We start from the raw sequence: 12,259 nt of genomic DNA on the forward strand, positions 1-12,259 counted from the left end.
AGGCTCAGCGTGGCACGCTGCCCCTTCGGAACCCAGCGGACGCGGCGGTTCATCCCCTGGGCCAGCATCGCGATACCCGGCGCCGGCTGGCTGCTGTTCGGGCTCTACCCGTCGCTCGCCACCATCGGATACTCCTTCACCAGGTACTCCGGGCTGCCGGGCACGCCCCTGAACGTCTGCGGCCTGTGCAACTACTCGGCCGCCTTCACCTCGCTGTCGTCCGTGGTCGGCGACGCGGTCCGAGTGACGCTGATCTACGTCGTCGGCGTGACCGTGCTGCAGACCGCGGTCGGCCTGGGGCTCGCCCTGCTGCTGAACCGGCCCGGACGCTCGTACACCGTCTACCGCGCGATCATCTTCATGCCGCAGATCTTTTCGGTCGCGGTGGTCGGCGCGATCTTCTCCCTGATGTTCGACCCGTACTCGGGCCCGGCGGAGAAGGTGGTGCAGGGCATCTTCGGCTCCACGACGGCGTTCCTCGGGTCGACCTCGCTGGCTCTGCCCCTGGTGATCCTGGTGAACGTGTGGATGTTCTCCGGCTACACGATGCTCATCTACATCGCCGGGCTGCGGAACATCCCACCGGCGGTCTACGAGGCGGCGGCCATGGACGGCGCCGGACGCCTGCGGGTGTTCCGGCACGTGACCTGGCCCCTGCTGGCCCCGGCCACCACGGTGACCGTCTTCCTGACCGCGATGGGGACTCTCGGCGAATACGCGCTGATCATGGTCCTCACCGGCGGCAACTTCGGTACCAAGACCCTGGGCCTGTACATGTTCCAGTCGGCATTCGGCGGCGACAGCCAGCTCGGCTACGGCTCGATGCTCGCCATGCTGCAGTTCTTCCTGACCATGGTGATCGGCGCCGGCCTGCTGTTCACCCTGCGCCGACGGGAGGTCTCGCTGTGAAGGCATCCTCCGCCGTCCTCGAACGAACCGGTCGGGACGCCGCCCGCGACAGCGGCCCGAGCCCGAGGACGTCCCTGCTGTCCATCAGGCCGGCCAAGTCCGCCGGGGTGAACCTGCTGTGCTTCGCGATTGCCGCCGTGCTGTTCGCCGTGCCGCTGGTGTACATGCTGATCCAGGGGTTCAAGACGTACACCGGATTCCTTCAGGACCCGACCGGGCTGCCGCACCCGTGGACCACGGACAGCTTCTCGACGGCGTGGGACCAAGGCCACTTCGGGCGCCAGATGATCAACAGCCTGATCTACGCGGTCGTCCCCGACACGGTCACCCTGATCCTTGGAGTCTTCCTGGCGTTCCCCATCTCCCGCGGCTACTTCAAACGCTCCAACGCGCTGTACACGTTCTTCATCTTCTCCGGGTTCCTGCCCGGCGGCCTCATCCCGCTGTTCATCGAGGCCCAGTCGCTCCACCTGTACAACAGCATGGCCGGGTACCTGATCCTGACCAGCCTGTCGGGCGCGGGGTTCTTCTTCTTCGTCGGCTACATCAAGGGGATTCCGCGCGAGATCGACGAGGCCGCCGCACTGGACGGCTGCGGCTATGTGCGGTTCATCTTCACGATCATCATCCCGCAGATGAAGCCTGCCCTGGCCGCCTTCGCCATCTTCGGGTTCGTGCACGCCTGGAACAACCTCATCCTGCCGCTGGTCATGCTGTCCGACTCGGCGCTGTGGCCGGTCACCCGCGGGCTGTACTCGTTCTTCGGCGAGTACACACAGAACTGGCCGCTGATCGCCGCCGGAACCTTCATCGTGGCCGCGCCCATCCTGATCCTGTTCGTGCTGCTCCAGCGCTATCTCGTCGAAGGCGTGGCGGGCGGCGCGGCGCTCGGCACGCAGGGCGTCACCGGAGCGGCCGCCGTCCAGGCCGAGGAGGGGGACGGATCATGACCGGCCCGGTCACCTCCTGGACCGCGGACGGCGACCGGGTGCGGTTCCGGCTCGCCGATCCGCTGCGCCACCCGGAGTTCGCCTGGCCCAGGACCCTGCTGCACCACCCGGTACGCTGGGCCGCCCCGTCGGTCCGCGCCGAACAGCTCCGGCTGGTCGACGGGACGGGGCGGCCGGTGCCCTTCCAGCTCTCCCGGGTGAACTCGGCGGGCGGCCACCTGGTGTTCGCCGTCGTCAGCTTCTTCGCCGACCTGCCGTCCGGCGCGACACGCGAATTCACCCTGTGCGCCGACGAATCGCTGCCGACGGCCCGCGTCCCGATACCGGTCCGGATCAGCGAGGACGGCCCGTCCACCGTCGTGGACAGCGGAGCGCTCCGCATCCGGCTTCCCGCCTCGGGCCGGTTCGCCGCCGACGCCGTACCGGGTCCCGTCCTCCAGTTCGACCGAGGACACGGCTGGGTGGGGAGGTCCGCCCTGCGCTGCGGCACCGAACACCTCGAACACCTGGAAGTCCGGCTCGTGGAAGCCGGCCCGCTGTTCGCCACCCATGAACTCCGCTACCACTTCACCGGCGGAGCCTCCTACACGGCGACCGTCGGCTGTCTCCAGGGCTGTGACTTCGTCGACGTGGCCGAGGAGATGACGGCGCTCGACTCCGCGACGACGGCATGGGAACTGAGCTGGGACGGCGTGACACCGACCCACCGCTTCTCGTCGACCTGGCCGTTCTCGCAGTCCCCCGACGACCACGCCGACCCGGGATCACCGCAGTTGTACCACTGGCTCGGGATCGACGAACCGATCGTGCTCGGCGACAGCGGCGAGGACCCGTCGTTCTCCGGCCCCGGCGGCAGAGAGAGCCCGGACACCGACTTCGCCTTCACCGTCGGCCCGTACGCCCCGAGCCACGCGTGGAACATCCGCCCGCACGCCACGTTCTGGGACGCCACCGGAGGCGATGCGATGGGCGTGTTCCTCCGCGACCACGCCCGGTGGGACGACCGCACCTACGCGTCCTGGGCCTCCGCGGACCACCTCCAACTCCGCTTCCGCCACGACGGCGTGCTGCACTGGACCTGGCCCCTGTGCTCCGGGACCCGCCGGACCGCGATCGCCTTCTACGACCACGAACGCGACCTCGAGGTACTGCGCGACCAGAAGGGGACGCAGTACCCGTCCTCGTACGTGCGCCACCTGCACCACTGGCAGGGCACGCTCAGCCTGGATCGCGTCAAGGACTGGAGCCTGACCTACTCGGGAAGGCGACCCGCCCGGCTGTGCTCCCAAGGCGAACTCGGCTCACCCGACGACCTCACCGCGGCCCTCTTCACCGGACCGGAGGGCCCGAGCCTCATCGCCCACGGGGTGAACGAACACCCCGGCTACCTCAACATCGGTCAACGCCCGCTCTACGACCGGCTGCTCGACGGCTACGACCGCCTCGCCGACCGGCTCGATGCGACGGACCGCCAACGCGTCGACGCGCTGCTGCTGCTGACCGCGCACGTCTCCGCAGGCGAGGAGATCGGCCCGCTGCGCCGCATGATCGCGGGCCACCCGAACTTTCTCGCCGACGGGAAGGCGGCGCTCGCCTGCCTCGCCTGGCTCTTCCCCGACCACGAGGCAGCACCTCAGTGGCTCGACCAGTTCGAGAAGTGCGTAGAACTGGCCGGCGTCTTTCACACCAGACCGGCGCTGCCGGCCCACGGGTCCCGGGCCGGCCGCTGGACCGAGAGCCTGGCCACCTACGTCTGGGCCTTCCTCCGCCCGGTCACCCAGGGCAACTTCCTGGGCCGGCTGACCGACGGCCGCAACCGCCTCGCCACACCGGAGCTCGCTGCCGTCGGTGACTGGCTGGTGAACGCCCTGACCGCCCCGGTCGAGACCGGCCCCGTCGGCGAACTCCGCCGCCTGCACCCCGCGCAGGGAGCCCACGGCTTCTGGCCCCGGCGCCCGCCCATCGAGATGCGGCTTCTCGGCGAGGCCCTGCGCCGCTACCGTCCACTCGTCGCGGAGCATCTGCTCTGGGGGAGCGACGAGTTCGCCCATCGGCTCGACAGCCCGCCCGGCGCGCCGGACCCGTGGCGGGTCACGGTGCGGTCCACCGGCGACCGGGGGACCAATCCGCGGCTGAAGAGCTCGAAGTACACCGGATACGGCGTCACGCTGCGTGCCGATGTCGACCGGCCCGGCGAGGTCGCGGTTTTCCTTCAGCAGGTGGACCGCGGCCCCAACTACCGGTGGGGGATCGCCGACGACAACGGCAGCGGGCACATCTACTACTACGCCGCAGGGCACTCCTACAGCGGCCATGGCCCCGAGGACGCCGGCGACCGCCGGGCCCCCGATGCCACCTTCGCCACCTCCTGCGCGGTCTGGAAGGACGGCGCGTACCACTCCATCGGCCAGAACACCCTGGACCGGCCTCTCCACGACCTGGGCGGCGCGCAGTACGCGGAGATCGTCTCCGACCCGGACGGCCCGGTGGGCGGCCTCTACCTGAGCCGCAGCGTCCTGCTCGTCGGAAGCGACTACCTCGTCTCCTACGACGCGTTCGCCGCAGGCCAGCGCATGGTGTGGACATGGTCCGTGCTGACCGAGGCCACCGGCCATGACGCCAACAGCTTCCGGCACCTCGCCGAGCGGATGCCGTTCATCCACGTGGTCCGCGGCGTGCGTACGGACGGCGCCCTCGACGGCGCCTTCGTGAGCGACGTCTCCTGGGGCGTGCGTCTGGAAGGAAGGGACGACGGTGCGAACGGCAACACGCTGGCCGTCGTGAGTCACCGCGACGACCTGGAGATCGCCCCCGCACACTCGACACCTTGGGGCGCCCGGATCCGGACCCCGCACAGCCTGGACTTCGTGTTCCGGCACGAGTCTTCCGCGCACCATGAGCCGAAGACCGTCGAGTTCGCCGAGCGGGGGCTGCGCTTTTCGGGCACGGCCGGGGCCATCAGGCTCTTCGATGACGGCCTGCGGCACCTGACGCTCTTCCACGGAAGTGCTGTGGGAACCTCCGACCTCCTCCTGACCACCGGTGACGACGATCTCGGCATCAGCCTTCGCTACCGGGAACCCACCGAGGCGCAGGGCTTCTATCACGCCCCGTCGGACAGTTCGGTGAGCCTGCATGTCCCCGGTGGGCTCGATGCGGCGGCACGCTTCCACATCGACGGCGAGCCGGTACGCCCCCTCGCCGAGTCGCCGGACACGATCACCGTGGCCCTGCCCCGGGGCCGCCATCACTGGGAGCTGACAGGAGGACAGCCGGAGCCGCCGCCCTCGCAGGTCCTGCGCACCGAGACCGTCGGCGACGGTGCGCTCGTGCACTTCTCCGCGGCAGCCGCCGCGGACCGCTACCTCGTCCAGCTCAGCGCCGACGGCGGCCAGACCTGGGTGACGGCCGCGGAGACGGAACGAAGTCCCGTGCACCTGACCGGCCTTGCCGAGGACGAGAAACGCCACGTCCGCGTCATCGCCCGGAACGGTCACCGACAGGCCGCACCGGGCGCCGACTATCCCGTTCACCCGACCTGCCGGGCGCCCGATCCGCCGGACGGGCTGAGACTCCGGCTCGGCCACGGGACGGTCACCGTCACCTGGGGCGAGGTGCTGGGCGCGGGAAGGTACCGGCTCTACCGGCGCCGCAAGGACGAGGTCACCTACCACGAGATCTTCGCCGGGCTCGGGTTCCGGCACGTCGATCACGTGCCCGGCGTCATCCCCGGGCACGACGATCCGGGCCAGGCCCGTCCGGCGGGCGTGACCGTGTACGAGTACGCCGTCGCTGCCGAGAACGGCAACGGCGTCGGACCGAAGTCGGCGGCCATGGACACGGATCCGGGCAGTTGGCGGCACTGGTCCCCACCTACGGATCCGGCCTTCCGCCGGCAGCACACCTACAACCAGCCTCCCTACGTGCCGGCGTCCGCGACCCCACGCCCCTACGGCCACCAGGTGGCGGCCCCGGAACTGCCTGCCGCCGCCCATCCGGCCGGGGAGGCACCGTGACCGGGCAGCGGATCCTGGTCACCGGGGCCGCGGGCCGCATCGGCCGCGAGCTGCGCCCGCGCCTGGCCCGCGCAGGCCGGACCCTGCGTCTCCTGGACGTCGCGGGGATCGAGCCGGCCGGACCGGAGGAGAACGTGGAGACCGTACGGGCGTCCTTCACCGACCAGGACGCCATCGACGCGGCCTGTCGGGACGTGGACGCGGTGCTCCACCTGGGCGGACTGGCCGGCGAGACGTCGTGGGAGCGGATCGCCGACATCAACATCGACGGCACACGGCGGGTCCTCGAAGCCGTACGGAGGCAGGGCGTTCCCCGCGTGGTGCTCGCGTCCAGCATCCACGCCGCGGGGTTCCATACACGGGCCGAGGCGGCCGACGGCGTCCTGCCCGCCGCCGTACCGCCGCGCCCGGACACCTACTACGGTGTCAGCAAGGCCGCGATCGAGGCGCTGGGCGCCCTGTACCACTCCCGGTTCGGCGTCGATGTCACCTGTCTGCGGATCGGCGCGTTCCGGCCGCGCCCGCTCGCTCCCGAGGACCTGGCCGCCTGGCTGTCGCCGGGTGACGCGGCCCGGCTCGTCGAGGCATGTCTGCATGCGGAGCCCGCCGCATTCCGCGTCCTGTGGGGCATCTCCCGCAACACCCGCCGATGGTGGTCCCTGGCGGAGGCGGAAGCCATCGGATACCGCCCCGAGGACGACGCGGAACACCACCTGGCGTCGATCCTCGGCTCCGGGACCTTCGGCCCGACGGACCTCGACCCCGCCGAACCTCGCAACTTCCGCGTCGGCGCCTGCTTCTGCACGATGCCACTCGGCTGACGAGCGGAGGGCCCGGCCGATGAGGCCGGGCCTTCTGAGGGCAGACAACGTTGTCCCGGAACGGGTGGGATAAGCGCATCCGGGCCGGGAAATCCTGTTCGGCCGGTCCGGCGGTGGACGCGAGGCTCGGTCGGTCCACGACATGCCCGGCCGTCGAGCGGGGGATCGTGCCTACGCGGTCGCTGTTCATGCCGCGCCCCGGCCCTGCTCGGCCCGGCCGATCCACTCATCCGGCAAACGTCGCCGAAGGCAGGCCCACCGCGCCGCGCACCTCGTCGACGACGAAGACGGACCCCGCCGGGTCGTCGTCCGAGAGCTCCAGGCCGTCCCGGGCCGAGGTGACGTACAACGCGTCGAGGCGGGGTCCGCCGAACGTGCAGGAGGACGGCTGGTGCACGGGCATCGGGATCTCGCCGAGCAGGTCGCCGTCGGGGGAGATCCGTGCCACGCGTGCGCCGCCCCACACCGCGACCCACAGACACCCGGCCGCGTCGACGGTGAGCCCGTCCGGCATGCCCGTGTGCGCGGGAAGCCGGAACAGTGTGCGCCGGCGGCTCAGCCACGGGTCCTCGTCAGCGGTGTCGAAGGCGTAGATCTTGCCCGCGACCGAGTCGGCGAGGTAGAAGGTGCGGCCATCGGGGCTCCAGCCGAGCCCGTTGGGCAGAGCCAGCCCTTCGAGGACCACATGGCTCGTCCAGTCGGGCAGGAGCACGTGCAGGGCGCCGCTGCCGGGCCGGAAGTCCATCGCCGTGCTGCCGGCCCAGAACCGCCCGCGCCGGTCGCACTTCGCGTCGTTCATGCGCTCGCCGTCGGGCAGGAACGCGCGCCGGGTGGTCATCGAACCGTGGGTGTCGACGCTCGCGAATCCCTCGGTCGTCGCCGCCACGAAGCCTCCGCCGCGTCTCGGCACCGCGGCGCCGACCTGCGTCGGCAGCCGAAGGCTGGTGGTCCGGCCGGTGGCCGGGTCGCTGGTGTGGATGTGCCCGGCGGGAATGTCCACCCAGTGCAGGCGCTGGAGCCCGGCGTCCCAGACCGGTCCTTCACCCACCCCGGCTCTCCCGGGGATTGCAACCTTGGCCGTCATCGAAAGCCCTCCGTCATCGCCTGCGGTCGAGTCGACGTCTGCCCTCAACCGGGCAGTACCACAGCCGCGTTGGCGAGCAGCCCGCCGTCGACAGGCAGCGAGATCCCGGTGATGAAGCTGGCTCGGTCCCCGGCCAGGAAGGCGATCGCCTCGGCGACTTCGTCCGGTCGAGCCACCCGGCCGAGCGGATGCATCCGCCCCCAGGACTCGACCAGTTCCTGCGTGCCCCGGTCACTTCCGTCGGAGAAGGCGCGGGCGGAGGCGCGCAGCATCGGGGTGTCCACCGACGCGGGACAGACCGCGTTGGCCCTGACCCCGTTCTTCGCCTCGTCGATGGCGATCGACCGGGCGAGCGCGTTGAGCGCCCCTTTGCTGGTGGTGTAGGCGGCGACGGCGGCCTGGGTGACGAAGGCCTGCACGGAGGAGACGATCACGATCGAGCCCGCCCCGCGGGCGCGCAGGTGGGGCAGCGCGTGCTTGACGGCGTGGAAGGCGCCGGTCACATTGACCGCGAGCACCTCGTTCCACTCGTCGGAACTGGTCTCTGCCGCGATGCCGTAGCGCTGGATCCCGGCCGCGGCGACGAGGATGTCGAGCCCGCCGTGTGCCGCCACGACTTGGGTGACGAGTCGAGCGGTGGCGGACTCGTCGGTGACGTCGACGTCGACGCGCTCGACACCGGGAGGCAGCTCCTCGTACGCGCCTTTCGGCGGGATGCCGGCCGCCACGACCGTCGCCCCGCGCGCGGAAAGCACCCGGGCCGTCGCGCCTCCGATGCCGCTGAATCCACCGGTGACGAGGGCGACCTTGCCATCGAACTCCGCCACGTTCCACTCCCTCGATGTGTTTCCGGTCCTCGCGCCGGGCTGGGCCCTGCCGTTGAAAGAAGCCAGGGGGCAGCTGCGACGAGCGGTTTCGGCTGACGACCACTGCGCGGACGGGCCGGACGAACTGCGGTCCGGTGGCGTCGATTTCACTCTAAACAACGTTGTCTCAGCCCGCTAGTCTGTGGCCGTTCTGCACTCCGGCGCACTTTCGGGCGGTGCTCCTCGGCCGCGCCCGGCTGTCGTTCGACGCCGTGTCGGGGTCCTTCGCGTGGGCGCTCGTTCGTCGGGCGGTGAGGAGAAGAAGCTCGTGACGTCAGACTGGATCAGATGGCCCGCCAACGTGGTTGCCCGGTTCGGCGGCGAACCTGTGGCGTTCGGCGGCGACTACAACCCCGAACAGTGGGAGGAGAGCGTATGGCCCGAGGACGTCCGGCTGATGCGTGAGGCCGGAGTCAATCTGGTCACCGTGGGTGTCTTCGCCTGGTCGACGTTGCAACCGGAGCCCGATCGATGGAACTTCGGATGGCTGGACCGCCTGCTCGACCTGCTGCACGCGAGCGACATCGCCGTCGATCTCGCCACGGCCACCGCGTCGCCCCCGCCGTGGCTCACCACACGGTTTCCGGAGGTACTGCCCGTCGACCGGGAGGGGCGGACGATGGCGCAGGGCGGACGCCAGGCCTGGTCGCCGGCGTCACGGGCCTATCGCGAGCACTCGCTCGCGCTGGTGGAGAAGATGGCGGAGCGCTATGGCGAACACCCGGCGCTCGCGCTGTGGCACGTCTCCAACGAACTCGGCGGCCACAACTCCCGGTGCTACGGCGAAGCGAGCGCCGTGGCCTTCCGAAGCTGGCTGAGGGACCGCTACGGGCACTCGCTCGACGAGCTGAACGCCGCGTGGACGACCAGTGCGTGGAGCCAGACGTACTCGGCGTGGGAACAGATCCAGCCGCCACGGGTGACGTTCACCGACTCGAACCCGACGCAGGTGCTGGACTTCGACCGTTTCAGCTCCGACCAGCTGCGTGCGCAGTTGCGGGCCGAGACCGCCGTCCTGCGGCGGGTCACGCCGGATGTGCCGGTCACCACGAACCTGGTGCTCTTCGACGCCGGGAAGAACATGAACTACAGCTCGTGGACCGGCGATGTGGATCTCATCGCCAGCGATCACTACCTGAGACCGACATCCGACGCCCAGGCCGAGCTGTCCTTCTCGGCCGACCGGGCCCGCGGACTGTCCCGGGGGAAGCCGTGGCTGCTGATGGAGACGGCCACCGGTGCCACGAGCTGGCGCCCGGTCAACCCGGTGAAGCGCCCGGGGCAGCTCCGACGGGACGTACTCGCCCATCTCGCCCGCGGATCCGACGGCATCTGCTTCTTCCAGTGGCGGGCCGCGCGTGCGGGCGCCGAGCGGTTCCATTCCGCGATGCTCCCGCACGCCGGCGCCGACAGCAGAAAGTTCCGGGAAGTGAAGTCACTCGGTACGGAGTTGTCACGCTGCGCCGAGGTGCTCGGCAGCCGGGTCGCCGCGGACTGCGCGCTGCTCTTCTCCGAGGAGTCGTGGTGGGCCGCCGACCGCGAGTCGCATCCGCACAACGGTCTGTCGTACATGGAATCCGCCCTCGGGTGGCACCGGAGTCTGCGGGACGCGGGCGTCACCGTCGACATCGTTGCGCCGTCGGCCGACCTGTCGGGCTACCGGCTGATCATCGTGCCCATGCTCTATTTGGTCCGCGACCGGGACGTGGCCGCGCTCACCGCTGCCGTGCACGCGGGGGCGACCGTGCTCGTCACCTACTTCTCGGGCATCGTCGATACGCTCGACCGGGTGCGGCTCGGCGGCTATCCCGGAGCATTCCGCGAACTGCTGGGCGTGCGTGTGGAGGAGTTCGCGCCCATGGTGGACGGGGAGTTCGTCGAGATCGACGGGGTCACGGGGCCGGTCCGGGTCGCCACCTGGCACGAGGAGATCGACCTCATGGACGCGAAGGCGGTCTGCTGGTACGACAGCGGCGACTTCGCGGGCACACCGGCGATCACCCGCGCGGACCGGGGCGAGGGAGAAGCCTGGTACGTGGGCGTGGAGCTGGACGCCGACGCGCGTGCGCGTCTGATGGGGCAGCTAGTGAAGCGGTCCGAGGTGACGGCGGTTCCGGCCGATAGCGGCGTCGAGGCCGTGACGCGCCGCTCGGCCGGTCATGACTATCTCTTCCTCATCAACCACGGCGACACCGAGACCACCGTTCCCGGCCGGGGGACCGACCTGCTGGACGGATCGACGCACGAGGACGGGGTCAGGGTGCCCGCGGGTGGGGCGCGGGTCCTCAGACGGGCCCGGTGGGCGAGCGGTCCGGCGCGGTGACCGCGAGTCGGGCCGCCGCCGGGGGGTGGGTTCCCGCACCCGGCTCAGGACCTGCCGTATCTCCGTATCCGACGTGTCCGCGGCCCGACCGGTCGAACCTCATGCGGTCAGGGTGACGGCCGGCCGCCCGCCGGCACAGCACGTGGGCCGGCGGGCTCGTCGAGCGAAAGGCCGTTCAGGACTCCTTGCAGATATCCGATCGCATGGGCCCGGCCCCGGCTGCAGTAGGCTTCGGACGAGGTGTCACCCCAGGTGTCCAGATCGCCGATCATGGCCGGGACGTGGTCGTCGATCAGGAATCCGTCGAATCCCGAGGCGTTGAGCCGACGGATCACCCGTGCCGGGTCGAAGTTGCCCTCGCCGAGGAAGCATTCGCTGAAGCGCGGCACCGTGCCGCGGACGTCCCGGAAATGGACGTAGCAGATGGCCGGTCCCAGCAGGTCGATGACCTCGTTGACGCTCTGCTCGCCGGCCATTTCCGACACGGTGCCGAGGCAGAGGTTCAGCCCCCACGACGGGCTGCCGGCGGCTTGCGCGTGAGCCCGTCCGATGGCGTCCGGAGAGGTGAAGATCCGGGCGATACCCCCGAGCGGCTGTGCTGTGGGCGGATCGTCGGGATGGAGGGCGAGCCGCACGCCGACCTCCTCCGCGACGGGCAGCACGGCGTCCAGGAAGTACTGGTGGTTCGCCCACATGTGCTCGGCCGCGATCGGCTCGTCCACAGCCTGGTCGGGAGTCAGCCGATAGCCGGCGAGCGCATTGCCGGCGTGGACGTCGGCCAGGTCGAAAGCGCTGACCTTGGCGCCACCGCGGCCCTCGGCCGCCATGTCCGTACGCCATACGTAGGTGGCGAGGAAGTTGTAGCCGAGCACGTCGATCCCGACGGCGGCGAGGTTGCGGATCGTCTTCCGGTAGTTCTCGATCTGCTCGTCGCGGCCGGGCAGACCGCGCTGGATCTTCCAGAAATGGGCGAGAGGGACGTTCTCGACGCCGTCGATCGCCAGTCCATCGGCGTCGCAGCGGTCCCGCAGCGCCCGCAGTTCGGTCAGGCTCCAGAAGCCTTCGGTCCCCGGCAGCAGATCCGGCGTGTGGAACTGGACGCCGGTGAGGCCGAGTTGATGGGCGAAGGTCGCCACTCGGGCGTCGTAGGTGTCGATGTGGCCGAGGGAGAGCCGTATGGTCATGCCTGCCCGACCCGCTGCCGGCCGAGCCCGTACGCGTTCTCGAAGTCCATGACGTCGCCTTCCTTCAGGTAGGGGAACGGCAGGACAGGGCCACGCCCCCGGTCGC

Annotated in this window: 8 protein-coding genes; 5 read left to right on the forward strand and 3 right to left on the reverse strand. The window is 70.4% G+C overall.

Annotated features, from left to right (window positions below; all coding sequences use genetic code 11):
- Positions 1-9: 9 nt before the first annotated feature.
- The 4 genes from GA0115254_RS39220 to GA0115254_RS39235 are packed head-to-tail and all read left to right on the forward strand — an operon-like array spanning position 10 to position 6,696.
- Positions 10-909, forward strand: coding sequence for a carbohydrate ABC transporter permease (locus GA0115254_RS39220; protein WP_093900021.1), 900 nt, complete (start codon positions 10-12; stop codon positions 907-909).
- Positions 906-1,859: a carbohydrate ABC transporter permease gene (locus GA0115254_RS39225; protein WP_218105620.1), complete on the forward strand. Its 954-nt coding sequence runs from the start codon at positions 906-908 to the stop codon at positions 1,857-1,859. The genes GA0115254_RS39220 and GA0115254_RS39225 overlap by 4 nt, the downstream gene beginning before the upstream one ends.
- Positions 1,856-5,875, forward strand: a complete 4,020-nt coding sequence (locus GA0115254_RS39230; protein WP_093900022.1) for a hypothetical protein — start codon at positions 1,856-1,858, stop codon at positions 5,873-5,875. The genes GA0115254_RS39225 and GA0115254_RS39230 overlap by 4 nt, the downstream gene beginning before the upstream one ends.
- The gene (locus GA0115254_RS39235; protein WP_093900023.1) at positions 5,872-6,696 is read left to right on the forward strand and encodes an NAD-dependent epimerase/dehydratase family protein; all 825 of its coding nucleotides are present in this window, start codon (positions 5,872-5,874) and stop codon (positions 6,694-6,696) included. The genes GA0115254_RS39230 and GA0115254_RS39235 overlap by 4 nt, the downstream gene beginning before the upstream one ends.
- Before the next feature lie 226 nt (positions 6,697-6,922).
- Here the strand turns inward: GA0115254_RS39235 and GA0115254_RS39240 are convergent, their stop codons facing one another.
- Together GA0115254_RS39240 and GA0115254_RS39245 are read right to left on the reverse strand one after the other, a co-directional pair.
- Positions 6,923-7,744, reverse strand: coding sequence for an SMP-30/gluconolactonase/LRE family protein (locus GA0115254_RS39240; RefSeq protein ID WP_176740475.1), 822 nt, complete (start codon positions 7,742-7,744; stop codon positions 6,923-6,925).
- Between the two features lie 80 nt (positions 7,745-7,824).
- Positions 7,825-8,607 (reverse strand): SDR family NAD(P)-dependent oxidoreductase, encoded by a 783-nt coding sequence (locus GA0115254_RS39245; RefSeq protein ID WP_093900025.1) that lies wholly within the window; start codon positions 8,605-8,607, stop codon positions 7,825-7,827.
- A gap of 307 nt (positions 8,608-8,914) precedes the next feature.
- Here GA0115254_RS39245 and GA0115254_RS39250 point away from each other — a divergent pair, with 307 nt between their 5' ends.
- Positions 8,915-10,969: a beta-galactosidase gene (locus GA0115254_RS39250; protein WP_256103010.1), complete on the forward strand. Its 2,055-nt coding sequence runs from the start codon at positions 8,915-8,917 to the stop codon at positions 10,967-10,969.
- 107 nt (positions 10,970-11,076) lie between these two features.
- Here GA0115254_RS39250 and GA0115254_RS39255 read toward each other — a convergent pair whose 3' ends face one another.
- Positions 11,077-12,153, reverse strand: coding sequence for a mannonate dehydratase (locus GA0115254_RS39255; protein WP_093900026.1), 1,077 nt, complete (start codon positions 12,151-12,153; stop codon positions 11,077-11,079).
- Between the last annotated feature and the right edge of the window lie 106 nt (positions 12,154-12,259).

It is taken from the genome of Streptomyces sp. Ncost-T10-10d, from assembly GCF_900091955.1.
In the GTDB taxonomy this organism is placed as follows: Bacteria; Actinomycetota; Actinomycetes; order Streptomycetales; family Streptomycetaceae; genus Streptomyces.